Source organism: Pantoea sp. B65 (genome assembly GCF_047308185.1).
GTDB lineage: Bacteria > Pseudomonadota > Gammaproteobacteria > Enterobacterales > Enterobacteriaceae > Erwinia.
Map to the genome: position 1 here is coordinate 239,171 of NZ_JAHXPU010000015.1, position 24,258 is coordinate 263,428.

Here is a 24,258-nt window from a genome sequence, read left to right on the forward strand (position 1 = left end):
GATCACATCTGCTACGCTTAATAGCACGGCACTGAAATGATAAAGGAGACCAGGATGAGCGACCATAATCCATCATTCCCGAATGTATCCCATTCACCACTGACCGTAGAGTATCCCGTTCCCCCGTTTCCGGAGCAGCCGCAGCCGGCGCCCGGTCTTGCCAGTAAGATGATCCCGCAGCCGGATCACGGTGAAAACAGCTATCGTGGTTCAGGCCGCCTGGCGGGCAGAAAAGCGCTAATCACCGGCGGCGATTCCGGCATTGGCCGTGCGGTGGCGATTGCCTATGCACGCGAGGGCGCAGATGTGGCAATTAACTACCTGCCGGAAGAAGAGTCCGATGCGGCTGAAGTGATTGCCCTGATCCGTGCGGCAGGACGCAAAGCGGTGGCCATTCCCGGCGATATTACTGCCGAGAACTTCTGTAGCCAGCTGGTACATCAGGCTGCGGAACAGCTCGGCGGCCTTGATATTCTGGTGAATAACGCCGGACGTCAGCAGTATGCCGAGTCGATCCGCGATCTCACTACCGCGTCATTTGACGCCACGTTTAAAACCAATGTCTATGCGCTGTTCTGGATCACCAAAGCGGCGCTGGAGTATCTGCCGCGTGGGGCGTCGATCATTAATACCACTTCGGTGCAGGCATTTAAACCGAGCGAAATTCTGCTCGACTATGCCCAGACTAAAGCCTGTATCGTGACCTTTACCAAGTCGCTGGCTCAGCAACTGGGTAAAGAAGGCATCCGCGTCAATGCTGTCGCGCCGGGGCCTTACTGGACACCACTGCAGTCGAGCGGCGGGCAGCCGCAGGAGAAAGTGAAAGAGTTTGGCGCAACAGCACCGCTTGGCCGGCCCGGTCAGCCTGCGGAGATTGCACCACTGTATGTGACGCTGGCTTCCGCGGAAAGTAGTTATACCTCGGGCCAGGTGTGGTGCTCCGATGGCGGTACCGGCACCTTGTAACCACAGCTGACGAGATCCACTTTTGCGGAGGAATTAATTTGCCCTGGGAAACAGAGACTGATTTACGCAACATTCAGCACGTAATTGGTGAAGCGACCATTTTGCTTACTGATGAGCGACAAATACTGAGCAAAAATGCCGTAATGGCGAAACTACAGCAACTGGGAGAAACCGAGTCTGACGACCGGCGGGTTCTGCTGTACTGGAATGCCCGCAAAGTGCTCGGCTATATCAGAGCGTCGGTCACCGGCTCCACCTTGCCTGCTGATTATGCACGCTGGAGCGATGCCGGAAACGATGACGATCGCTAACACCCATCAAGTTGTGACCGGTACGGCACGCTGGTTAAGCTGGCCAGCGTGCCGTTTTCTGCATCGCGCAACAGGGTGAACCCGCAGGTAAATTATCAATTATGCGTACGCTGCCACGGCATCCGGACGCGGTTTGCAGGCAGAATAGCCATGTCCTGGTCTGCCGCTGACCGCAGTAAACCGGTTACGGCCAGATTGTTTATACTTCCCCTTAGCTACTGGCGCATTGCCGCATGTTCAGGATTGCTCATGCCTCATTTCACTATTGATGTGCTTGCCGACCAGTGCGGCGTAACCCCGGCCAACATTCGCAGCTGGCAACGATATGGATTGTTAAAGCCGCACCGCGATCACAGTGGGCAGCGCTTTTTTGACCACAGCCATATTGCGCGGATCGCCGCCATTGTTGAGTGGCTACACCAGGGGGTGGCGCTGAGCGATATGCTGGCGCTGTTCAATGGCGAAGTGATGCGCCCGAGCGCCAACTGGAGCCACTGTCAGCAGCAATTGCTGGTGCATTGCGAATCTTTCAGACCACAAAAATTACGTTCGCTGATCTGGCGTTACGGGCGTGAAATCCCTCCGGCGATATTTGTTGATGAGGTGATTCGTCCGCTACGACGGTGGCTGAATGTTGGTAAACAGCCCCATCTGGATATGTCCAGAGTCTTACTGGATACCGCACTAACCGAATACGCCACTTTTCTGTTAAGCAGCGTACGCAAACGACCGGCAGCCACCCTGCTGATGATGTCATTTGACCTGCAGGATCCGCTGGAACTGTGGCTGGAAGCGATACGCTACGCAGGCGATGGCTTTCGCGTTGAAGTGATGAGTGGGGCGCTGGCCGAGCCCGATCTCAGTCGGGTGGCAGCGGAACATATTATGATCTGGAGCGAGCGTGCGTTAACGGTCAGTCAGCAACGCCTGTATGACGGCTGGCTTGCCAGCGGGTTTTACGTATTTCTTGCCGGCCCTGGCGCCCGGCGTCTTGCTGCCTCTGGCGGCTGATGGTCATCCCCTGCTGCGCCGGGTTGGGGGAAAAAAATCTGAAATTGCATTCTGAGACTGGCATATGGTTATTTTGCGACTAAATTTAATCCACCTTCATTTGGTAAGCCAGTGGTCTGCCAGCTGAAGATTATTCCTTCTTGATGATATTTCTTCTCTTTTTCGATCCGCCTCCCTGTCCGGAGCGGATTTTTTTATTGCTGGTAGTGAGGCTACGTTTTCAGCTCACTACCGGGGTGTAAGCACTTTCCCTGAAAACGCCAGGTAACAGCTTTGGTTTCAGCTGATATTCGCTGTCAGAAAATAATCAAACAGGATGGATTTATGCGTGTGCTGCGTTATACAAAATGGATTTTGCGTGGCCTGGTGATTGTGGTTGCGCAAAATCTTCCGGAACTCAACTATCCGCCGTCGAGTTTTATTATGTACGCCTGAGTTGCTCTGCTGCGGCCTTTACTGCCTGAAGGCCGCAGCGCAGGTTTTCCTCCCGGTTTCCCTTTCCCCGATCAAAGATAGCGCTGAAAATTATGGACAACTCAAGCTAAAACGGTTTAGCTTTTTGTCCAAAATCAGTGGAAAGTGAGTTAACGATGACAAAAAAAGTCTGGGTACTTGGCGATGCGGTAGTCGATCTGCTGCCTGAGGAAAACCGGCGTTTGCTCCAGTGCCCGGGCGGGGCGCCTGCCAATGTGGCGGTCGGCATCGCACGCCTGGCAGGAAAGAGCGCCTTTATTGGTTGCGTCGGTGAAGATGCGTTCGGTGATTTTATGCGTGAAGTCCTGCATGCCGAAGGCGTTGAAACCCGCTATTTGCGCCAGCTCGCCGGGCAGCGCACCTCAACAGTGCTGGTCAGTCTGGATGCCTGTGGTGAACGACACTTTACCTTTATGGTGCGTCCGGGCGCCGATCTGTTCCTGCAGCCGGAGCACCTGCCGCCATTTCAGGCCGGAGAGGGATTGCATCTCTGTTCAATCGCTTTAAGCGCCGAACCCTCGCGCAGTAGCGCTTTCAGCGCGATGCGCGCGCTAAAACAGGCGGGTGGCTGGGTCAGCTTTGATCCCAATTTGCGTGACGACCTCTGGCCGGATAAAGCGCTGATGCGCGAACTGCTCGATACGGCATTCCATCTGGCGGATATCGTCAAACTGTCGCTGGAAGAGCTGGCGTGGCTAAGCGACCAGCAGCCGCTGGAGCCGGCGATGCGCGCATTCTGCGCCCGCTATCAGCCGTCACTGCTGCTGGTCACGCAGGGTAAAGCGGGTGTCACTCTGTGGCGTAACCAGCAGTTACAGCATTTCTCTGCGCCACAGGTTCAGGTGGTGGATACCACCGGTGCCGGTGATGCCTTTGTTGCCGGACTGCTGGCCGCGCTGGCGCAACAGCCGGATCCGCTGGCTGTCGACGATCTATCGGCCGCCATTGCCCAGGCGCAACGCTGCGGCGCGTTGGCCACTACCGCCAAAGGGGCGATGACGGCGCTGCCATACGCGAAAGATCTGCTGCCGCACGGGTGATCGGCGGCGAAAGTGCTAACCCGGTCACAATTAGTGAATCGGGTTAGCAAATCTCATTGCCTTCTTTTCACTGATTAAAATAACCTCCTTGTCGAACCGGTTTAGCAAATCCGGCATTTATTCCAGGAGCGGCTTAAACAATGATAAGAAAAAAACATCTGGCACTCGCTATCGGCTTAATTCTGATGGCCAATACCTCTTACGCAGAAACCAGTTTAACCAGTCTTGAAGCACGGCTGGCGGCGATGGAAAAACGCCTGCAGATGGCGGAAAAACGTACCGCCGCCGCCGAGCAGCGTGCCAGCGCCGCCGAGCAAAATGTGGCGACCCTGAAACAACAGGCGCAGGAAAGTCAGCAAACCGTCAGCGTGCTGAGCCAGCAGGCACAGCAGAACCGACAGGAGACTCAGCAGGTGCTTGCGCGTACGGCGGCGATGGAAAGCAAAAGCAGTGTGGCGCAAGGTTTTGAATTTCATGGTTATGCCCGTTCCGGCCTGATTATGAATGATGCGGCTTCGGCCACCCAAAGTGGCCCTTATCTGACGCCTGCCGGTGAAACCGGCGGTGCCGTCGGGCGACTGGGTAATGAAAACAATACCTATGTCGAACTCAATCTGGAGCACAAACAGAAGCTGGAAAGCGGCGCCACCACCCGTTTTAAAGTGATGCTGGCCGATGGTCAGGAGAGTTACAACGACTGGACCGGCGATACCAGCTCGCTTAATGTGCGCCAGGCCTTTGTCGAGCTGGGAAGCCTGCCGACCTTTAACGGCGCATTTAAAAACAGCACGTTATGGGCCGGTAAACGCTTCGATCGCGATAACTTTGATATCCACTGGCTGGACTCCGACGTGCTGTTTCTCGCTGGTACCGGCGGCGGTATCTATGACGTGCAGTGGAATGACAGCCTGAAAAGTAACTTCTCGCTTTACGGACGTAACTTTGGCGATATCGAAACCATTAATAACAGCATCCAGAGCTATATCGTCTCCAGCAACAACTTCATGGGTCCGTTCCAGTTTATGCTGAGCGGTTTGCGCGCCAGGGATAACGATCAGCGTGTCAACCAGGCGCTGCGTAGTGACCATGCCGGCGATAGCGGGATGCATGGCATGCTGGCGCTGCATAACGATAGTTTCTACGGTCTGCGTGACGGCCTGACGAAAACAGCGCTGCTGTATGGTCATGGTCTCGGCGCGGAAGTGAAAAGCATCGGCTCTGACGGCAATCTGACGCAGGATGCCAGCACCTGGCGTCTGGCCAGCTATGGCGTCACCCCGCTTAATGCCCGCTGGAGTTTTGCACCGGCATTGCTGGCGCAGCAAAGTCAGGATCGCTACATAAAAGGCGACGACTATCGCTGGATTACCCTTAACGCCCGCCTGATTCAGGAGATTACGCCAAACTTCGCGCTGGCTTATGAGGGCAGCTATCAGTACATGGACCTTGCGCCGCAGGGTTACAAAGATCGCCAGGCAGTCAGCGGCGGTTACTACAAATTAACCTTTGCGCCAACCTTCAAGGTGGCTGATATCGGCGACTTCTTTACCCGCCCGGAGATTCGCTTTTTCGCCAGCTGGATGGACTGGGATAAATCGCTGGACAACTACGCCAGTGATGATGCCTTTGGCAGCAGTGGATTTAGTGCCGGCGGCGAGTGGAACTTCGGCGTTCAAATGGAAACCTGGTTCTAATCGAACTTCAGAAAAGCGCAGTAAACAAACGGGGGATATATGGATTTTAACAAGGTAGCCGCACAGCTGATCCCATTGCTCGGTGGTAAAGAGAATATCGCGACGGCGGCACACTGCGCCACGCGTTTACGTCTGGTGCTGGTGGATGATGCGCTGGTGCAGAAAGAGGCGATAGAAGCACTGGATGGCGTCAAAGGGTGCTTTCGTAACGCCGGACAAATGCAGGTGATTTTTGGCAGCGGCATCGTCAATAAAGTGCATGCCGCTTTTATTTCGGCGGCGGGAATTAACGAGTCCAGCAAAAATGAAGCGGCCGATATGGCCGCCAGAAAGCTTAATCCATTCCAGCGTATCGCGCGTCTGCTGTCGAATATCTTTGTGCCGATTATCCCGGCCATTGTGGCGTCCGGCCTGCTGATGGGCCTGCTGGGGATGGTGAAAACCTATGGCTGGGTCAATGCCGATAGCGCGCTGTTTATTATGCTGGATATGTGCAGTTCGGCGGCGTTTATTATCCTGCCGATCCTGATTGGCTTTACCGCCGCGCGTGAGTTTGGCGGCAATCCTTTTCTTGGCGCCACGCTGGGCGGTATCCTGACCCATCCGGCGCTGACCAATGCCTGGGGGGTCGCCAGCGGCTTCCACACCATGAATTTCTTTGGGCTGGAAGTGGCGATGATCGGCTATCAGGGTACCGTGTTTCCGGTACTGCTGGCGGTGTGGTTTATGAGCCTGATTGAAAAGCGTCTGCGGCGTATTGTGCCGGACGCGCTGGATATCATTCTGACACCCTTTCTGACGGTGATTATCTCCGGTTTTGTGGCGCTGCTGGTGATCGGTCCGGCGGGGCGGATGCTGGGTGACGGCATCTCTTTTGTTCTGAGTACGTTAATTGCTCATGCCGGCTGGCTGGCGGGCGGGGTGTTTGGCGGCCTCTACTCGGTGATCGTGATTACCGGTATTCACCACAGCTTTCATGCTATCGAAGCCGGGCTGTTGGGTAACCCCTCGATTGGGGTTAACTTCCTGTTGCCGATCTGGTCAATGGCTAATGTTGCTCAGGGCGGCGCCTGTCTGGCGGTATGGTTTAAAACCCGCGATGTCAAAATCCGCAGTATCGTGCTGCCTTCGGCATTCTCAGCGATGCTGGGTATTACCGAAGCCGCTATTTTCGGGGTTAATCTGCGCTTTATTAAGCCCTTTATCGCCGGTCTGGCTGGCGGAGCCCTGGGAGGCGCCTGGGTGGTGACGATGAATGTCAATATGACCGCCGTGGGTCTGACCGCTCTGCCAGGGCTGGCGATTGTGCAGGCCAGCTCTATGCTTAATTACCTGATCGGCATGGTAATTGCGTTTACTGTGGCGTTTACCGTTTCGCTGCTCCTGAAATACAAAATTGAGGCGAAGTCATGAGTGAACAACATCTGCTAAAGCAGACCCTGCGCGCGGTGATGGTCGGGCAACAGCGCGCGGCAGCGGATGAGCATCGTCCGCTATGGCATCTGGCGCCGCCGGTCGGTTTAATGAACGACCCGAACGGCTTTATCCAGTTTAAGCAGCGCTACCACCTCTGTTATCAGTGGAATCCGCTGGCCTGCGCCCACGGCGCCAAATACTGGGGACACTGGAGTTCAGCCGACCTGGTAAACTGGCAGCATGAACCGCTGGCGCTGGCGCCAGCGGAAGAGTATGAAAGCCATGGCTGCTATTCCGGCTCGGCAGTAGATAATGATGGGGTGCTGACCCTAATCTACACCGGCAATGTGAAATTTGATCGCGGCCGCACCGCCTGGCAATGTCTGGCGACACTGAATGAGCAGGGTGAGTTCGATAAACAGGGACCGGTGTTGCCGTTACCGGCCGGTTATACCGGACATGTGCGCGATCCGAAAGTGTGGCGCCATCAGGATCAGTGGTGGATGGTGCTGGGGGCGCAGGACCTTAGTCTGCAAGGTAAAGTGCTGCTGCTGCAATCAGCCGACCTGAAAAACTGGATACTGAAAGGGGAAATGGCCGGCAGCGGACTCGGTGGACTGGGGCCATTCGGTTATATGTGGGAATGCCCGGATCTGTTCCGCCTCGCCGGGCGGGATATTCTGGTGGTTTGCCCGCAGGGGCTGGCGGCGGAAGCACAGCGTTATCTGAATACCTTCCAGAGCGGCTATTTTAGCGGCGAACTGGATTACGCCAGCGGCAGCTATCAGCATGGCGAGTTTCATGAACTGGACCATGGTTTTGAATTTTACGCGCCGCAAACCACTGCCAGCGACGACGGCCGTCGTCTGCTGATCGGCTGGATGGGCGTACCGGACCAGGATGAGTTCTGTCAGCCGACAGTGGCGCAGGGATGGATCCATACCATGACCTGCCCGCGTGAGCTGAGCTGGCAACAGGGGAAACTGTTTCAGCGACCGGCACGCGAGCTACAGCAACTGCGCAGTGAGCCGCGCCTGTTTACCGGGGTTGCGGATTCGCTGCCGAAGATCGACATCGGCAGTGTTGAATTAGCGTTGCAGGTGGACGGTGATTTTAGCGCCAGCTTTGGCGGCATCCTGCAGCTGAACTGCGATGCTCAGGGGCTGATTCTGACACGCACCAATCGCCGCACCGGCGCCGCAGAACAGCGCTTCTGGTCGGGTAAGGTGACAACATTGCAGATTTTGTGCGACCGCTCCAGCGTCGAAATTTTTATCAATCAGGGTGAAGCGGTGATGTCATCGCGCTATTTCCCTGGCGCGCGGCCTCAGCTCTGCCTGCAAGGCAATGGCGCGCTAACGTTGCATCACTGGAGGTTGAAAAGATGCGTGATAGAATAGCGTCACTGAGCAACCATCCCTAAGCCAACTGTGAATAAAAGCAAACGCGTCACGATCAATGATATTGCCCGACTGGCTGGCGTCTCGAAATCCACCGCCAGTCTGGTACTTAACGGGCGAGGCAAAGAGCTGCGGGTGGCGGAAAGCACCCGTTTGCGGGTGATGGAAGTGGCGAAACAGGAGCACTACCAGCCCAGTATCCATGCGCGTGCGCTTAACTCCTCGCGCAGCAATACTATTGGTCTGGTGGTGCCGGAGATGACCAACCACGGTTTTGCACTGTTCTCACATGAGCTGGAAAAGCTCTGTCGTGATGATGGCTTACAGCTGCTGATCGCCTGTACGGATGAAAATGCCAGCCAGGAGATTCTGGCGGTCAACAACCTGATTCAGCGTCAGGTTGACGGACTGATTGTCGCTTCCAGCATGCTGAGTGACGGCGAATACCAGAAAATAAACCAGCAGCTGCCGGTGATTTTATTTGACCGCCATCTCGGTGAATCGACGCTACCGCTGGTGATCACCGATGCGATTGAACCCACCGCCCGGCTGATTGAGCACGTGGCGCGGGCAGGGTATGACGAACTCTATTTCTTTGGCGGGCAACCGCGAATCTCCCCGACCCGCGACCGGCTGGAAGGCTATCAGCGCGGGCTACAACGTGCCGGCGTCGCCCTGAAACCGGAATGGATTATCTACGGCCATTATCACTCCAGTTCCGGCTATGAGCTGTTCGCTGAACTCTATTCGCGTCTGGGACGGGTGCCGAAAGCGCTGTTTTGCGCCGCCTGTGGTTTGCAGGAGGGCGTGCTGCGCTATCTGAGCCAGCATGGTTTGCTGGACAGTGATATCCGGCTATGTAGTTTTGACGATCACTATCTGTATGATTCGCTGTGCGTGCCGATTGATACCGTGGCGCAGGATGAGCGACTGCTGGCGTGGAACTGTTTTGAGATGGTGACCGACCTGATTAAAGAGCGCCCTGCGACCAGCTTACAGCGCTGGTTACCGGCCTCTCTCCGCCTGCGCGCCAGACCAAACTGAGGGCGCAGCCGCAGCAGGCTGGTTTTATCCGATTGTGCCGTATAAGTTATTCTAATTTTACATACCGACCGGTAGGTACGTAGTATACGGACTGATTTTTCGGCGATAATGGCGTACTGATGAGTGATAAACCGCAGGCACGGAAGAGGCAACCAGAGCAAGTGCGGCAGCAGTTGCTGCAAAGCGCGGCGCGTCTGGCGACAGAACAGGGGGTCAATGCCGTCACCGTTAGCGCGGTGGCGCAGGCGGCAGGCGTCACCAAAGGGGGATTTTTCCATCATTTCCCCAGTAAACAGGCGCTGATCGAAGGATTATTCGATGACATGCTGCAACGGCTGGATGAAGATCTGGATCAGCTTATCGCCGGTGATCCGCTGCCCTACGGCTGTTTTACCCGTGGTTACGTGAAGCTGGCGTTTCTTGATAATCAAAAAGAGAACGGCTGGGCGGCCATCAGTTTTACCATGCTAACCGATATCGATCTGACGGTGAAATGGGATAACTGGCTGGCAAATCGCCTGCAAAAACATCAGGCAACCGACAGCGATCCGCATCTGGAAGTTATCCGGCTGGCGGCTGATGGCGTCTGGCTGGCCTCATTAGTTCATCGCCAAAAAAAGTTTTGCCATACCGAGCAGCAGCTCCTCTCCATGACTCTGGGTGCCTGACCGCCCCGGGTTTAACAGATACTTTAATCACCGGGGTGCATAATGTTCAGGGATAATATCGTGTCTGACTTAATTGTCTGGATTGACGCCAATATCGACAACCGCCTGAAGATTGATGACTTTGTGGAAAAGTCAGGCTATTCGAAATGGCATGTACAGCGTATTTTCCGGGAAACTACCGGCCAGCCGCTTGCCGCTTACTGTCGGCAAAAACGGCTACTGGCCGCCGCCAATATGTTGTGCAGCCAGCCTGGTCCGATTCTGGCGGTGGCTTTATCACATGGCTTTCCGTCCCATGAGACCTTTCATAAGGCGTTTAAACGCCAGTTTGGCGTCACGCCTGGCCAGTATCGGGAAAATCATCATATATAATATGACCAGCCAGTAGCCGGCAGGGTATTACATATCAATGACCGTATTGCGTGGAAAGCGGGCGATTTTCTTAATCGATGAGATCACGGTTTCCGGATGTAACAACAGGGCGCTGATTTTGACGTTAATCAGGCGACAATGGGTGAATCTGTCCGGTTCATTGATATTAATATCCGAGGCGATAATCACCACATCGGCCTTTTCGACATCGGCGCTGGTGAGTTTGCCTTTGATCCCCAGTACGCCCTGAGTCTCGATCTTGACGTTAAAAGAGTACTCCTTCGCCAGCTTTTCTAACCGCTCCGCTGCCATATAGGTGTGCGCAACACCGGTAACACAGGCGGTAACGGCAACAATATTCAGCTTAGTCGTTGCGTGAAGCGTACTCATATCCACTCCGTCAATCACTGGTAAAAATCAAACTGTCCGGTTGACTCTGCGATACTCAAGAGGCGTACAGTCATTTACGTCCTTGAAAACCTTACAGAAGTAATTACTGTCGGGAAAGCCACATTTATCTGAAATCTCTTTAATTTTCAAATTGGTATTAATTAACATCGTCCTTGCCTTTTTAATGCGTATCAGCGTCAGATACTCATTAAAACGCAAATCGGAGGACTTCTTAAACAGCCTGGAGAGGTAACTGGGCGTAATGTTGAATACCTCCGCCACCGCACTGCGGGTCACCGTTCGGGTAAAGTTGTTTTCGATATGTTTTTTTATCTCATTAATTAATGAAAATTCTTTAATATCCGGCGCCGCACTGTTGGCCAGCGTTTCCAGCACATTATTAATTAACGCCATCACCAGGTGAGAAAAGGTGGCGGTGGCGTCATTGATACTCCATGCCAGACTCTCGGTTAATTGCAGTAGCGCTTCTCTGATATTGGAGTTGGTTGCACTGAGGGTAAATTTTTCCACTTCTTTAAACTCGTGCCCATCCCAGTTAATCACGCTAAAACCAATATCCTGGCTGGAAAACAGCAGCGATAAGGTGATTACCGGCGAAGACCACTCCGGCAGGTTCCAGCCATTCGCCGGAACATACACCATTGTCCCGACCGGCTGAACAATTTTGGTCACCCTCTCATTGCCATTCGCCACCAGCATCGTCATCACCCCTTTCACCGTCAGTTCAAGGCGCGGTAAGTGAACACGATACGCCATGACCGGTGGTTCGGCTTTGCCATTGGCAATTAATACGCTACTGGCGTTACTATTAATTGCATTGTATTCGCTAAGAATTGACTGAATAAACGCACTCATATCATTTTCAAATTAATGACCATAACGGCGAATGTTAGCAGAGCGGTAGCGACAAATCTCAATACCCGGTCATAGTTTGCCTGCTACTTATTGATATTCTGCCAGTAGTGCTTCCAGTTTATTTTGGTCAACCGCGAACAGACGAATCCCTTCCGCCAGTTTATCTACCGCCATGGCATCCTGATGATGCAGCCAGAGAAATTCGGCTTCGCTTAGCGGCGCCGGTTTTGCCTGCGGCTCGCCGCGGTAATCCAGCTGCCGTACCAGCGCCGCATCAGAGGCGTTTAATTTCTCCAGCAGCGCTGGCGCAACGGTCAGACGATCGCAACCAGCCAGCGCCATAACCTGCTCTGTGCTGCGGAAACTGGCGCCCATTACCACGGTGTTATAGCCGTGCATCTTGTAAAACTGCCAGATTTTCTTTACCGATACGACGCCAGGATCGTTGTCGGCAGTGAATTCCGTCTGCGGCTGGCTGGCCTTGTACCAGTCATAAATGCGCCCGACAAAAGGTGAGATCAGGTAAACACCGGCGTCGGCGCAAGCTCTGGCCTGAGCAAAGGAGAACAGCAGGGTCAAATTACAGTTAATTCCCTGTTGTTGTAGCGCTTCGGCGGCTTTGATCCCCTGCCAGGTGGCGGCTAATTTAATCAGCACCCGGCTTTTATCCACTCCAACCTGCTGATATAACTCGATCAGCCGGCGCGCCTTAATAATGCTCTGTTCACAATCATAAGATAAACGCGCGTCGACCTCGGTAGAAATTTTCCCCGGGATGTTATGCACAATCATCGCGCCAATGCGCACCGCCAGATGATCCGCAGCCTCAGAGATATGCACTGCGCCAGAGGCGTGTCGCGCGGCGTCAATCGCTGCGCGAATAACCGGCTGATATTGCGGTAGCTGCGCGGCTTTATAAATCAGTGACGGGTTAGTGGTGGCATCCTGCGGTTTAAATTCGCTAATCGTGTCCAGATCGCCGCTGTCGGCGACAATAGTGCTGTACTGTTTTAACGCGTCTAAAGTATTCATCTTCTCTCTCAAAAAAGGGGGAGGAGAAACTCCTCCACGCTTCTTATTTACCGGCAAGGTTATCCGCAATCTTACTCATCAGTTTGTCAGAGTGACGAACCGCAACACTGGAACCAACCCGGACAATACGTTTTTTGGCAAACCGCTCTTCACCTTTAATCGCCACATCGTTGGTCAGTATCACCATATCGGCCTGCGAAATATCATTCTGCGTTAACGGGTTTTCCACCCCGGATGCGCCCTGAGTTTCAACTTTAATTTCCCAGCCTAACTTTTTCGCTGCATTCAGCATCGCTTCCGCAGCCATATAGGTATGTGCGACGCCTGTCGGGCAGGCGGTGACCGCAACCAGAATAGTCATATTAATACTCCAGATAGGATTTAAATAAGATTGTGCTGCGCTTATTTACCTGTGATTAATGATTTAACTGCGCCACTCTGCTGGTTAATCCCGGCATATTAAAACATTCGGCTTCATTCTGAATGCCATCTTTAATCTTATTCAGCACATAACGTTGCGGTTGAATGCCGAATTTTTCCAGGTTGGCAAACATCTTTTTCATTTCAACTACCACATCGGGTTTTTCGTAGTTGTAATGGCCAGATAATTCGAGGATCTCTTTTAATAGTTCGGGTTCGGCGAATATCTGTTCATCCGATTTATTTTTATGTTCGTCAGTGATCCATTTTTCCCATTTATGGCTGAGCACACACTCTTTGGTCAGGACGACTTTCAAATCGGAGGAGGAAGGGATCAGATTCTTTTTCGCCAGGTCCTTTTCCACTTCATGCAGTTTCAGATAGGCTCTGGTTTCCCAGGTGCCATAGGCCGGGGCGACATTCATGGCGGTAATACCCAGACCCGGATGCTTCAGCAGGATATCATCAGGCAGATAGTCGCCATTATGCTCTTTCAGGCCGACGCCATACTGGCTGCTGATGCGTGACAGGCTGGCTGCCTGCACATCATCGAAATGGCCGACGTTTTTCGTCAGACGCGTCAGCGTACCGGTCTGGCCGACAATAAACAGCGGGCGCGGCAGACCAGCGCGGTCCAGACGCTGATTCAGCTCAACAATAAAAGCTTCATAGGCTTCGATCGACGTCAGGCCGCCATTGGTTTCTTCGGTACCGACTTCGTAATAGAACTGCTTAAGATTATTTTTCTGGCGATAATCTTCGCAGAAGGCGATTAAATCAACGGTTCGCTTTAACACCACTTCAATCTCGATGGCTTTACCCACCACATAGGGATCTTTGGTCGGGTCGATATGCAATAAATCAAAACCGGCATCCATATCGACGATATAAGAGCGCTGGGCCAGCGCCATCGCCTGCTCTTCCGGGATATGGTCCTTACGTTCTTTATCACGCTGCCATGGACCACCATGATCGCGGCAAAGGAAATAGTCGCCTTCAAAACCAACACGTTGCGCCATGGCTTTCAGATCGGCGGCGAAGCGGAACTGGTCCCAGTTATTGACATAACCCGCACCAAACTCGTCGGCATCCACCTGATTACGGCTGGCGATAAACATCAGTGGCAGATCCTGTTCCTTGCCTAATTCAAAACAGGCCTGAATCAGTGCCGGTGACATCGGGCCAATTCCCAGCATGGTGGATTTACCGTGGTTAACAATATAGTCAACGTACTGCTTCATCGTATTCTTCATATCAACTCCTGATAGATGTCAGTTAATCAAACGAAATATTCAGTTCTTCAGACTCAGGTTTCTCTTTAGCTTTAATCACGGTTTTCAGTACTTTTACCGCGACTGCGGTGGTCACCGTACCGGCCAGTACGGCGATAAAATAACCCAGTGGATTACCAATCACCGGCAGTACAATAAAACCTCCCCATGGTGCGGCGTTGGTGGCGCCGAAATAGAGTGATAAGGTTGAACCTACCGCGCCCCCCAGCATATTGGCGGGAATAACCCGAATCGGGTCGGCGGCGGCGAACGGAATGGCCCCTTCACTGATGCCGATGCAACCCATAATTAACGCGGGTTTGCCACTTTCCCGCTCTTCCGGGGTAAAGATGCCTTTAAATAAGAAGGTTGCCAGCGCCATACCCAGCGGTGGAATACATACCGGCGCCGCGACCGCCGCCATTAACTGAGGGTTGGTATTAATCAGCGCCACGGCAAAGAAGAAGGCGGTTTTATTCACCGGACCGCCCATATCAAAGGTGATCATGCAGCCGAGAATAATCCCCAGCACGATAAAGGAGGAGCCTTGCATACCCGCCAGCCAGACGCTGAGCGCTTTCATGATCCAGGCGACCGGGTTACCCACCACGTAATACATCGCCAGTCCGGTGATCAGGGTGCCGAGCAGCGGAATAATAAAGATCGGCAGCACCAGACGCAGAAAGTCCGGCACTTTTAATTTACTGATAATTTGCAGTAGCAAATACACTACCAGTCCGGCGATGATCCCCGCCAGCATCCCGCCAAGAAAGCCGGCGCCCATCGAGTTCGCCAGAAAGCCGCCGATGGCGCCCGGCGCGATGCCGGGTTTTTCCACCATCGAATAGGCGATAAAGCCCGCCAGGATCGGGATAAACAGGGTTAATCCGGCGATGCCAATCTCTGACATCGCTTTCAGAAAGCCATGATCCGGCACTGCTGCCTTGCCGCTAAACATCACCGCAAGGGCCAGTAGTACACCACCTGCGACCACAAACGGGATCATATAGGACACGCCGGTCATAAAATGACGTTTGGTATTTCTGAGTAGACTTAACATATTAAACCTCGGAGTAGGGTATTAATGTTTTAATTATTGATCTCTCATACAACATCCATTGCGAGATTTCTCATCACCACGGAATAGATATCCTCACGACTGACGGCGGATGCTATTTCATGTCTGAATTGTTCATCCATTATTTTTCTGGCGAGTAGCGAGAAATATTTCATATGCTGGTTTTCATTGCCCTGCTGATTAATTGTCAGCATAAAAACAATGCTCACCGGATGCTCACCCCACAGCACTGGCTCACTCAGGCGCGCAATGCTAATGGTGGAATTAATAATATGTGCCGATTTGGTATGAGGAATGGCAAAACCAAAACCGACGGAAGTGGCAAAGGCATCTTCACGCGACCAGATATCATCCGCCAGCTGGCTGCGGTTTTCGCTTCTTTGCCGGATAAACAGATTATCGGTCAGGCGCTTAATTACCTCGTTACGATCCTGCGCATGCAGATCGGGCTCGATACAATCCAGCGCGATAATCGGCTTCGCCTGCGCCAGCGACTGACTAAACTGCCGGAGTTGTTCGCGCACTGCGGCACTGTCCGGGCACTGGCACACTGCGGCGGCCAGTTGCCGGCAGTCGGGGAGCGATAATTTTTTGATACGGCTTTTCACCTGCGGAATAGCGCTGGCGCTCATTGACAGCTCATCAAAGCCGATACCGATCAATGCCGGCAGGATATCGGTGGCGGCGCCTAACTCACCGCATAACCCTACCCATTTGCCACAGGCATGAATTTCACTCACTGCAAACTGCAGCGCGCGCAGAAACGCCGGGTGATAGCTGTCGTAGAGGTGTTCTACCCGGCTATTGCCACGATCGGCGGCGAAAAAGTACTGGGTTAAGTCATTGCTGCCGACGCTGAAAAAATCCACATGGCGCGCGATTTCTCTGATGCTGAAAATAACCGATGGCACCTCCAGCATAATGCCGACTTCAATCTCAGGGTTAAAAGCGATACCGTCAGCCGCCAGCTGTTGCTTTAGCTGGTCAATAATCGTGATACACCATTTTATCTCTGCGGCATTGGCGATCATCGGAATCATGATTTTTGCCTGACCAAAGCCTGATGCCCGTAAAATGGCGCGCAGTTGACAGGTGAAAATATCGATAAATTGCGGATAAATACGAATTGCCCGGTAACCGAGAAAAGGATTTTCTTCCGGCGCAATATTCAGATATTCAACCGGTTTATCGCCGCCGATATCAATGGTGCGGAAAATAACCGGTTTGCCTTGCGCCAGCTTGATGACTTCAATATAGCTATACATCAGTTCATCTTCGTCTGGCGGCGTGGCGCGATCCATATACGCCATTTCGCTGCGATAGAGTCCGATCCCTTCAGCGCCGGTTCTGAAGGCCACGGAGGCTTCCAGATAGCTGGCGATATTGGCGGCGACGTCAACCCGATGGCCATCCTGCGTTACGGCGCAGGCGGCGGATTCCGCCAGCATTTGCTGCGCAATACCTTCATTGAGCTGGCTTTCCAGCTGGTAATAACGTCTGACCCGCTCACTGGCCTGAATAATAATGATCCCGAGATCGCCATCAATAATGACCGGCTGCTGTTCAGCGTCGGCCAGCAGGCTGAAGTCGATATCCGTCAGCGCCGGGATGCCGAGGGAGCGGGCGAGTATAGCGGTATGAGAGGTTTTCCCGGTATTGGTTAGCACCAGGCCCTTGAGATAATGTTTATTCAGCGCGATAAATTTACTCGGGGTCAGAGAGTCAGCAAATAAAATAGTATTTTCGCTGAGGCTGCAGGGATCCTGCGGTACGGCTTGTTCGCCATAAATCGCCGTAACCAGCTGTAGCGCAATATCTTTTACATCCAGCGCCCGTTCGCGAATATAGTTGCTGGCGGAATTTTCCAGCGTCAGGCAAAACGCTTCGGCGGCATTGACAATCGCCAGCGAACAGTCGGTCCCGGCGCTAATCAACTCTTTTACCCGGTGGTGAAAGGTCGCATCGTTGATAATCGAAAGATGGGCGCTGAGAATATCGTGCTCCACGCCTTTGGCGGTCGCCAGACTCTGTTGTTTGGCGGTTTTTAATTGTTCCAGGCCATTCAGAAAGCGATTTAATCCCGCCGATGTCGGCAGATGCGCCGCCGCCAGATGTTCACGTAAGGTGGCGAAACTGAAAGCGCGGGTAAATTGTGCTTTACCCCGGGCAACGCCGCCACTGATACGGGTGCCCTGAAAAAAGTGCGGTGTGGTCTCCTGCAACGTCCGCGGCAGGCAAACCCTGGCCTCGTTTTCGACCGCTTCTGGTTGATCTCCCTCCAGTCCGGGCAGTTTCGCCAGTAAGTCTTCCAGTTTAAAGGATGCGTCGATCTCATCTTCACCGCTGATAGTGATCAGACACGCATCGCCGGTCAGGGTATCGGTGCTCACCAGTGACAGGGCGCTTTTGCCATCGCCGCTGATTCCGGTGCGCTGATTGGTCCAGTGAACCTCAGCAATAAAAGTATTGCTTAAGCGCTCGATATGGCTTGCTGGCCTTGCATGGATGCCCTCTTTGAGGTCGCAACAGTATTTTATGTACTCCGACATGCCGACTCCCGATTGCCTGACAATCACAATTATTTTCTGATGATATTTATCGTTGCGCGTTGCCGGCATTACGAATACAGAAAAATTGTGGCCTTAACTGTAAAAAAATGGCTTGTCTTTATTTGTGTGATCGGCGTCTCATTTGAAATTCTGCTCTGTTATTATTTATCATTATGAAAAATAACGATAAATTAACTGTTTATTTAATAAGCGCAACATGTGACTAAGATCACAACCTGATAATTATCATTAAAAGGATATAATTTTTCTATTCATGTCACCTAATTACCCTATCTTCGTTTGCCGCCTGACGTAATATGGGCCTTCCGCTAAATTCAGGAGAGGTGACATGCAATTTTCGGCATTGCTATTTGATCTGGATGGCACTCTGGTGGATTCGCTGGATCGCGTGGAGCAGTCATGGCAGCAGTGGGCGCAGGCCAGAGGGCTGAATGCCAGTGAAGTGATCGCTTTTCTGCACGGTAAACCGGCAATCGCCACCTTTCGTCACTTTATGCCGCAGGCAAGCGCCGGAGAAATTGAACAGGAGTTTCTGCGTCTTGAAGCGTATGAGGCGAGAAGCGCGCAGGGGATCGCTGCCGTGGATGGCGCCGGTGAATTTCTGCAGCAGGTGCAGTCGCTGGCAATACCCTGGGCGGTAGTCACCTCGGGTTCGCGTAAAGTGGCCACGGCGCGTATTCGGGCGGCAAAGTTGCCCGCGCCACCGATATTGATCACCAGCGAAAATGTGCTGACAGGTAAGCCGCATCCGCAGCCTTTTCTCCTCGCGGCCGAAGCACTGGGGGTGGCCGCCGCCGCCTGTATCGCTTTTGAAGACTCGCTGGCCGGATTAACTGCCGCGCAAAGCGCATCCTGCCAGGTGATTGAGTTACGTACAACAAAATCAGTCGAGCATCATGTCGATTGTATTCTGACACTGGATAACTATCGCAATATCTGGCCGGCGATAAGCGAGAATAACTTTTATCTTAATGGGTCAGCGAAAAATTAAAAATGCCTTAAATTGTTCACTTATTATTAACATAACTATTTCTGCTTTGGTCTATAGAAAATTGCGAAAATATGTTGATATATAGCGGACGTTAATCCTTTCACTTTTTCCGCCGCAATACACCGGAATGGCTATGCCATTTACAGAAGTGTACCCGGCGCGAAACTCTGTAAAGACAGCGATAACGTCAGATGGGGGCCGGAATCAATTCTGGCACTTTCTTTGCACCTTACAATAACTTTGCTCCTGCCCGAGTTAGGGCCGGGGGCCTTTGGCTCGATGGTGTAATCGCTACAGAGAATGATGGAAATGCAACATGATTAGTCGTCGTCGGTTTTTGTTGGCTACCGGCGCCACTTTGCTGTCTATAAGCACCGGAAAAATTTTTGCCAGAGAAGATCTTATTCCACTATGGCCGGACGATCCACCGGGCGGCGGTGGTCCATCCGGCGATATGCGTATTACCACTAATGGTTCATGGTTTAATATTGTCAGCCCGACGATTCAGCGCTTTAAACCAGAAAACCCCAATGGCGCGGCGGTGCTGATCGCTGCCGGCGGCGGCTATCGCTGGATTGGCATGGCCCGTGAGGCCTGGCCGGTAGCGCGCTGGCTGAACCAGCATGGCTTTACCGCCTATGTGCTGAGTTATCGGCTGCCCGGCGAAGGCTGGCATGACGGTAAAATGGTAGCGTTACAGGATGCGCAGCGCGCCATTCGTCTGGTGCGGGCCATGGAAAAACAGGTGCATTTACTCGGCTTTTCTGCCGGCGGCCATCTGCTGGGCATGGCCGCCGCCCGGCCAGACTTTGCTTCTTATCCGCCGCAGGATGAGCTCGATTATATTGTGCCGTCCGTCGATAGCGTCGGGCTGATTTATCCGGTGATCACGCTGCAAGCGCCATATAATCAGACCGTCACGCATCTGGAACTGGTCGGCCATAACGCCACTGCGGCAGCCGAAGCGAACTGGTCAGTGCAAAATTATGTGACTAAATCCTTTCCGCCGCTGTTTATGGCCCATGCGGAGGACGATCACACGGCAAGTCCGCATAATACCATGATTATGAAAGAGACCTGCCGCCGTGCCGGTGTGCCGGTTGAGCTGGTCACCATTACTCAGGGCGGCCACGGCTTTGGTCTTGGCCGGGCGGGTTCGCCAGCGGCGCTATGGGATGAAGCCTATGCCATCTGGCTGGAACATCAGCGGCGGCACGATCCTTATATCGCGGTTTAATCGCGCGCTCAGCGGGCTTATTGCACCAAAACAGGGCGATAACCGTCGCCAGCGGCGGTAAATCTTTTCTTCCTGCGTCGCCCACCCCCACCTCATATTACTTTTCGGCTGACGCCTTATCTGGCTGGCGTGCGCGTGCGGCTGGTCGTTTTCTATAAATAAACCTCCCTGCCTGCGACTACACTGTCACTCCGGGTGACCTGAGGATTGATTCCTGTCTGGCCGCCGTTGGCTGCGGCAGCGCCAAATTATATTTAATCAAATATCCATCAGGCTTGGCCGGTGCTAACCCGACATAATTCACTATGTGGAATAAAACTGGTGCTTAGCAGCATCGCCAATAAGCTGGCGGGTTGTGAACAATATTTTCAGCGGACGTCAGATTAAAAGGACTTGAATGCGATGTGTGCGGACGATTTTCTGTCTCCGGTAAAGTATTCAGCAGGTGATGAACTGCCTGCTGCCACTACGCGTTTATTCTGGTTTGAAGCCGGAGAAGAACAGGGTTGTGAAATAATTATTAATCAGCAAAGTGGGGATGTCAGCTTTAATTTAAAACCCGGCGAAGCAGGAATGTTTGCCGTGAAAAGTAAAAAGATGGTGATTAATGCCGGCAGCCTCAGCGGCGTCGAAGTCAGGGTTATCGCCATGGCCAAATTACAGGCTTTTATTGATGCCGGTAGTCGGGTGGCGGGGAAAACCAAAAAACGCGAAACGTTGTTTGGCTTCAGTCCGTGTCGGCGTCCGGCGCAGCTGGCGAGAAAAAAGTTTGAGTACTGGCTGATTGGTCAGAGCGTTAAAAAATGCCCGGGCATGGACAATATAGTCCAGTTGATCCGCGATAATGAGTGCTACTGGATCGTTAATTATTTACTGACTCACTCTGATGAGTATAAATCCCTGCGGGAAATTGGCGGCCGCTATGGTCTGTCGGTGTCACATTTTCGCCGCTTAAGTAAGTCGGCGCTGGGGAATACCGCCAAAGTTGAAATGTGTGACTGGCGTTTAATCCGCGCGATTCTCGATATTATGGGCGATGAACAAAATCTGACCGCTATTGCCATGAAGCATGGCTACGCATCGCTATCACATTTTTCCGGCGATGTTAAAAACCGCTTTGGCATTCCACCGCGGGATTTAAAGAAGATGATCAACTGCGAGTTACTTAAATGATACGCAGCGCTCTGTTCCGGCTGTTGATCAGCGTTTCTTTGTGTTATTGCCCGCTGGCGGCAACGATGCCACTGACGCCAGCCTCCGGGGAGGAGGCTCAGGGTTATATCGCGGCAAAAGACAGTGTTAAACAATTTTTTGATGCGCTGTCCGCCCGGATGAAAACCCCGGTGATCGTTAGTAATCAGGCGGCGAAAAAGAAAATTAGCGGTACGTTTGATTTCTCCGCCCCGCAACGTTTACTGGAGAATATCACCAGTAATATGGGGTTGGTGTGGTATCACGATGGCAATACGCTCTATATTTTTGACGCCAGTGAATTAAAAAACGGTGTTGTCAGACTTAAAAATAGCACGGTGGCGGAGGTAAAAAAGTTCCTCGTCTCTTCCGCGCTGTACGACGATCGCTATCCGCTGCGCACCGAGGCGGGAAGTCAGGCGTTTTATCTCTCCGCGCCACCGGTCTATTTCGATCTGGTATTAAAGACCGCGAACTATCTGGACCAGCTGGCGGTGCGGGAGAACGATACCAGTAGTCTGATTACCATTCCGCTATATAACAGTTTTGTCGAAGACCGTAAGTACCGTTATCGCGATGAAGTTATTACCATTCCTGGTGTGGCGTCGGTTATCCGCTCTCTGACCGCGTCCGCCGGCAGCACGCTGCCCTATGAGCCGTTGATCGCGCAACAGCAGGAAGAAAGCGAGGGTGAAGAGGACGCCGCCGGGGCTGAGGGCGCGCTAAACGCCCCGCTGCCGGCAAGCCGTGCGGGTTCCCGTTCGCGCACGGCGCTATCGGCGTCCAGCGACATTCTGGTGATTGCCAATCCGGATAATAACAGCCTGCTGGTTAAAGGAGAGCCGGAGCAGCTGAACAATATCAAACGGCTGGTCAGTATGCTGGATGTGCCAAAACGCCATATTGAGATGTCGGTATGGATTGTTGATCTGCAGAAAGATGAACTGGAGCAGCTCGGCGTTTCCTGGCGCGGCTCTTTTAATCTCACCGGGCAGTTTGGCGTGGCGCTGAATAGCGGCATCTCCAGTACCGTCGATGGCGCCAGTTTTATGGCGGCGGTGATGGCATTGTCGCAACAGAATCGCGCCAATATTGTCTCGCGTCCGATGCTGCTGACTCAGGAGAATGTGCCGGCGATTTTCGACAATAGCCGCACTTTTTACACCCGACTGATCGGCGAGCGTGCGACCAGCCTGGAACATGTGACTTACGGCACCTCGCTCAGTGTCCTGCCGCGTTTTACCGATGCCGAGGAGATTGAGATGATGCTCAGCGTCGAGGATGGTAACGAATACCGGCGGGAAGGAAGCAATGAGAACAGTTTACCGGAGGTCGGACGCACCACTATCAGCACCGTCGCGCGCGTGCCGAAAGGAAAAAGCCTGTTGATTGGCGGCTATACGCGTGATGAAAACAGCAATCTGCGCCAGAGTATTCCTGGTCTGAGCAATATTCCGTTTATCGGACGGCTGTTCGGCTATCGTCAGAGCCGCAGCGCGAATATGGTGCGGGTATTTCTTATCCAGCCCAAAGAAATTGATAGCCATAACAGCCGCGACGGCAACCGGCTGATTAGCGATCTGCGCAACAAACCGGTAGAGGATCAGCTATTTGACTGGATGAACAATTTCCTGGATGCGCAGCGGTGAGTGACGCGATCTCCTCCCTGAACCTGTTGCCGCCAGCCGTCACTGGTACCCCTGCGCAGGATAAAGGGCGGACGACGGGGAAAAAGAGCGAGCTGAATGACAGTCTGCGTAAGCCGTTGGGCAATACCACTACGGCCACCGCAGGGCGGAGCGCTGACGATGATGGGCTGCTGATGACCACGGAGAAATTCCTCAACTCGGTGGATGAACTGTCGGCGTATGTTTCGCTGGTGCGTAACCGGCGCGAAGTAGAAAAACGCAGTGATTTTTATGCGGCGGCGGAGTTATACGAGCTGCTGGATGAGGATGCTGGCGCAAAGCTCGACTGCTTATGGCGGATTATCCGGGTATCCGCGGTAAACCAGCCGGCGCTGTTGTTGCAGGAGTTGAGAACGCTATTTCCGGATGAAAGCGATCGGGTGGTGGCGCTACGACAGATGCTGAAACAGCGCAATATCGCCGAAATTGAACGGGAACTGCTGGAACAGGCGTTAGCCAGCCTTGAGCAGAGCGCTGACCCAAAGCGACTGAAGTCAGGCATTAATGTCGCGCTGAAAGCGCGTTTATTTGGTAAGCAACTCAATCTTTCACCGGTGATAGTCAGAGAGAGTTATCGGAATTTTATTGAAAGTGATGAAACTGAGCGCGAAATATATCTGCACTGGGTGCTGATGTTTGGCGGCAATCGCCGTCATATGATGATTAATTTTATGGAAAGCGCGCTACTGGCCGATATGAATGCCAGCGATCCGGGATGCACTGATATGGAATTTGGCAATCTGCTCGGACGACTGACACAAATAAAAATTATTCGCTCCAGCGATCGGTTATTTATTAAATGTGCCAGGGATGACAAGTTTATTGCTCAGTTCCCGATTAGCGAAGACCAGTGGCTGCTGTTTATTTTACCGTTGCTGAAAGATGGCGGGTTGCTGTATCAGCAACTGGAACAGCTGGCGGGTGGCGTACTGACGCATCAGCCAACCAGCATCCGGGTGCGCTTTCTGCAGAAAATTTATCGGTTTATTACCGGCTTTCCTGCGCAGATTTATGATGACAGCGAGCAGCAGGAGATATTGCATCAGCATTTTGTCGCATTAATTGGTCATGGCTATAACCAGGAGCTGGCGCAGAGCCGCGGTTATTAAGTTTTATTT

The 24,258-nt window shown here is 52.9% G+C and carries 22 protein-coding genes; 15 read left to right on the forward strand and 7 right to left on the reverse strand.

The genetic code is table 11. From position 1 onward, the window contains the following. Positions 1 to 54 precede the first annotated feature (54 nt). From JWF83_RS03940 to JWF83_RS03985, 10 genes are all read left to right on the forward strand, one after another. Positions 55 to 966 (forward strand): SDR family oxidoreductase, encoded by a 912-nt coding sequence (locus tag JWF83_RS03940; RefSeq protein ID WP_413648823.1) that lies wholly within the window; start codon positions 55 to 57, stop codon positions 964 to 966. Between the two features lie 38 nt (positions 967 to 1,004). Further along, complete coding sequence (locus JWF83_RS03945) at positions 1,005 to 1,277, forward strand: hypothetical protein (RefSeq protein WP_413648825.1); 273 nt, start codon at positions 1,005 to 1,007, stop codon at positions 1,275 to 1,277. Between the two features lie 249 nt (positions 1,278 to 1,526). After that, the gene (locus tag JWF83_RS03950; RefSeq protein ID WP_413648827.1) at positions 1,527 to 2,288 is read left to right on the forward strand and encodes a MerR family transcriptional regulator; all 762 of its coding nucleotides are present in this window, start codon (positions 1,527 to 1,529) and stop codon (positions 2,286 to 2,288) included. 590 nt (positions 2,289 to 2,878) lie between these two features. Then, the gene (locus tag JWF83_RS03955) at positions 2,879 to 3,802 is read left to right on the forward strand and encodes an aminoimidazole riboside kinase (protein WP_413648829.1); all 924 of its coding nucleotides are present in this window, start codon (positions 2,879 to 2,881) and stop codon (positions 3,800 to 3,802) included. Positions 3,803 to 3,942: 140 nt separating this feature from the next. After that, positions 3,943 to 5,496: a carbohydrate porin gene (locus tag JWF83_RS03960; RefSeq protein ID WP_413648831.1), complete on the forward strand. Its 1,554-nt coding sequence runs from the start codon at positions 3,943 to 3,945 to the stop codon at positions 5,494 to 5,496. Between the two features lie 39 nt (positions 5,497 to 5,535). Continuing rightward, positions 5,536 to 6,909, forward strand: a complete 1,374-nt coding sequence (locus JWF83_RS03965; protein ID WP_413648832.1) for a sucrose-specific PTS transporter subunit IIBC — start codon at positions 5,536 to 5,538, stop codon at positions 6,907 to 6,909. Further along, positions 6,906 to 8,312, forward strand: a complete 1,407-nt coding sequence (locus JWF83_RS03970) for a sucrose-6-phosphate hydrolase (RefSeq protein ID WP_413648834.1) — start codon at positions 6,906 to 6,908, stop codon at positions 8,310 to 8,312. Before JWF83_RS03965 ends, JWF83_RS03970 begins: the two co-directional genes overlap by 4 nt. 30 nt (positions 8,313 to 8,342) lie before the next feature. Then, a complete protein-coding gene (locus JWF83_RS03975; RefSeq protein ID WP_413648835.1) occupies positions 8,343 to 9,356 on the forward strand; it encodes a substrate-binding domain-containing protein in 1,014 nt (337 codons plus the stop codon). Between the two features lie 119 nt (positions 9,357 to 9,475). Continuing rightward, complete coding sequence (locus JWF83_RS03980) at positions 9,476 to 10,024, forward strand: TetR/AcrR family transcriptional regulator (protein ID WP_413648837.1); 549 nt, start codon at positions 9,476 to 9,478, stop codon at positions 10,022 to 10,024. A gap of 60 nt (positions 10,025 to 10,084) precedes the next feature. Next, positions 10,085 to 10,396, forward strand: a complete 312-nt coding sequence (locus tag JWF83_RS03985) for a helix-turn-helix domain-containing protein (RefSeq protein WP_413648838.1) — start codon at positions 10,085 to 10,087, stop codon at positions 10,394 to 10,396. 27 nt (positions 10,397 to 10,423) lie between these two features. Here JWF83_RS03985 and JWF83_RS03990 read toward each other — a convergent pair whose 3' ends face one another. The 7 genes from JWF83_RS03990 to ptsP form a co-directional block, all read right to left on the reverse strand. Beyond that, a complete protein-coding gene (locus JWF83_RS03990) occupies positions 10,424 to 10,786 on the reverse strand; it encodes a PTS fructose transporter subunit IIB (protein WP_413648840.1) in 363 nt (120 codons plus the stop codon). Positions 10,787 to 10,813: 27 nt separating this feature from the next. Next, complete coding sequence (locus JWF83_RS03995; protein WP_413648841.1) at positions 10,814 to 11,662, reverse strand: helix-turn-helix transcriptional regulator; 849 nt, start codon at positions 11,660 to 11,662, stop codon at positions 10,814 to 10,816. A gap of 87 nt (positions 11,663 to 11,749) precedes the next feature. Beyond that, a complete protein-coding gene (gene tal / locus JWF83_RS04000) occupies positions 11,750 to 12,694 on the reverse strand; it encodes a transaldolase (protein WP_413648842.1) in 945 nt (314 codons plus the stop codon). A 43-nt stretch (positions 12,695 to 12,737) separates the two neighbouring features. Continuing rightward, on the reverse strand, positions 12,738 to 13,055 hold the full coding sequence (locus JWF83_RS04005; protein WP_413648843.1) for a PTS fructose-like transporter subunit IIB: 318 nt from the start codon (positions 13,053 to 13,055) through the stop codon (positions 12,738 to 12,740). A 55-nt stretch (positions 13,056 to 13,110) separates the two neighbouring features. After that, entirely contained in the window at positions 13,111 to 14,367 is a 1,257-nt protein-coding gene (locus JWF83_RS04010) for a class II D-tagatose-bisphosphate aldolase non-catalytic subunit (protein ID WP_413648844.1), read from the reverse strand. A 22-nt stretch (positions 14,368 to 14,389) separates the two neighbouring features. Beyond that, positions 14,390 to 15,445 carry a PTS fructose transporter subunit EIIC gene (locus tag JWF83_RS04015; protein WP_413648846.1) on the reverse strand — a complete coding sequence of 352 codons (1,056 nt, stop codon included), beginning with the start codon at positions 15,443 to 15,445 and terminating at the stop codon, positions 14,390 to 14,392. Positions 15,446 to 15,489: 44 nt separating this feature from the next. After that, complete coding sequence (gene ptsP, locus JWF83_RS04020; RefSeq protein WP_413648847.1) at positions 15,490 to 18,012, reverse strand: phosphoenolpyruvate--protein phosphotransferase; 2,523 nt, start codon at positions 18,010 to 18,012, stop codon at positions 15,490 to 15,492. Positions 18,013 to 18,361: 349 nt separating this feature from the next. Here ptsP and JWF83_RS04025 point away from each other — a divergent pair, with 349 nt between their 5' ends. The 5 genes from JWF83_RS04025 to sctW all read left to right on the forward strand — a co-directional run bounded on the left by JWF83_RS04025 (position 18,362) and on the right by sctW (position 24,249). Further along, on the forward strand, positions 18,362 to 19,024 hold the full coding sequence (locus JWF83_RS04025; RefSeq protein WP_413648849.1) for an HAD-IA family hydrolase: 663 nt from the start codon (positions 18,362 to 18,364) through the stop codon (positions 19,022 to 19,024). 316 nt (positions 19,025 to 19,340) lie between these two features. Next, on the forward strand, positions 19,341 to 20,261 hold the full coding sequence (locus tag JWF83_RS04030) for an alpha/beta hydrolase (protein WP_413648850.1): 921 nt from the start codon (positions 19,341 to 19,343) through the stop codon (positions 20,259 to 20,261). A gap of 402 nt (positions 20,262 to 20,663) precedes the next feature. Beyond that, a complete protein-coding gene (locus tag JWF83_RS04035) occupies positions 20,664 to 21,434 on the forward strand; it encodes a helix-turn-helix domain-containing protein (RefSeq protein ID WP_413648852.1) in 771 nt (256 codons plus the stop codon). After that, the gene (gene sctC, locus JWF83_RS04040; RefSeq protein WP_413648853.1) at positions 21,431 to 23,101 is read left to right on the forward strand and encodes a type III secretion system outer membrane ring subunit SctC; all 1,671 of its coding nucleotides are present in this window, start codon (positions 21,431 to 21,433) and stop codon (positions 23,099 to 23,101) included. The genes JWF83_RS04035 and sctC overlap by 4 nt, the downstream gene beginning before the upstream one ends. Further along, positions 23,098 to 24,249, forward strand: coding sequence for a type III secretion system gatekeeper subunit SctW (gene sctW / locus JWF83_RS04045; RefSeq protein WP_413648855.1), 1,152 nt, complete (start codon positions 23,098 to 23,100; stop codon positions 24,247 to 24,249). The genes sctC and sctW overlap by 4 nt, the downstream gene beginning before the upstream one ends. The last annotated feature ends 9 nt before the right edge of the window (positions 24,250 to 24,258 follow it).

Excerpts from the sequence above, each read along its gene's own strand:
- JWF83_RS03955 (WP_413648829.1), top strand. The coding sequence starts at position 2,879 with ATGACAAAAAAAGTCTGGGTACTTGGCGATGCGGTAGTCGATCTGCTG.
- JWF83_RS03950 (WP_413648827.1), top strand. The coding sequence starts at position 1,527 with ATGCCTCATTTCACTATTGATGTGCTTGCCGACCAGTGCGGCGTAACC.
- JWF83_RS03965 (WP_413648832.1), top strand. The coding sequence starts at position 5,536 with ATGGATTTTAACAAGGTAGCCGCACAGCTGATCCCATTGCTCGGTGGT.
- JWF83_RS04010 (WP_413648844.1), bottom strand. The coding sequence starts at position 14,367 with ATGAAGAATACGATGAAGCAGTACGTTGACTATATTGTTAACCACGGT.
- JWF83_RS04035 (WP_413648852.1), top strand. The coding sequence starts at position 20,664 with ATGTGTGCGGACGATTTTCTGTCTCCGGTAAAGTATTCAGCAGGTGAT.
- JWF83_RS03990 (WP_413648840.1), bottom strand. The coding sequence starts at position 10,786 with ATGAGTACGCTTCACGCAACGACTAAGCTGAATATTGTTGCCGTTACC.
- JWF83_RS03995 (WP_413648841.1), bottom strand. The coding sequence starts at position 11,662 with ATGAGTGCGTTTATTCAGTCAATTCTTAGCGAATACAATGCAATTAAT.
- ptsP (WP_413648847.1), bottom strand. The coding sequence starts at position 18,012 with ATGTCGGAGTACATAAAATACTGTTGCGACCTCAAAGAGGGCATCCAT.
- JWF83_RS04005 (WP_413648843.1), bottom strand. The coding sequence starts at position 13,055 with ATGACTATTCTGGTTGCGGTCACCGCCTGCCCGACAGGCGTCGCACAT.
- sctC (WP_413648853.1), top strand. The coding sequence starts at position 21,431 with ATGATACGCAGCGCTCTGTTCCGGCTGTTGATCAGCGTTTCTTTGTGT.
- JWF83_RS03940 (WP_413648823.1), top strand. The coding sequence starts at position 55 with ATGAGCGACCATAATCCATCATTCCCGAATGTATCCCATTCACCACTG.
- JWF83_RS03970 (WP_413648834.1), top strand. The coding sequence starts at position 6,906 with ATGAGTGAACAACATCTGCTAAAGCAGACCCTGCGCGCGGTGATGGTC.
- tal (WP_413648842.1), bottom strand. The coding sequence starts at position 12,694 with ATGAATACTTTAGACGCGTTAAAACAGTACAGCACTATTGTCGCCGAC.
- JWF83_RS03960 (WP_413648831.1), top strand. The coding sequence starts at position 3,943 with ATGATAAGAAAAAAACATCTGGCACTCGCTATCGGCTTAATTCTGATG.
- JWF83_RS03980 (WP_413648837.1), top strand. The coding sequence starts at position 9,476 with ATGAGTGATAAACCGCAGGCACGGAAGAGGCAACCAGAGCAAGTGCGG.
- JWF83_RS04025 (WP_413648849.1), top strand. The coding sequence starts at position 18,362 with ATGCAATTTTCGGCATTGCTATTTGATCTGGATGGCACTCTGGTGGAT.
- JWF83_RS04015 (WP_413648846.1), bottom strand. The coding sequence starts at position 15,445 with ATGTTAAGTCTACTCAGAAATACCAAACGTCATTTTATGACCGGCGTG.
- JWF83_RS04030 (WP_413648850.1), top strand. The coding sequence starts at position 19,341 with ATGATTAGTCGTCGTCGGTTTTTGTTGGCTACCGGCGCCACTTTGCTG.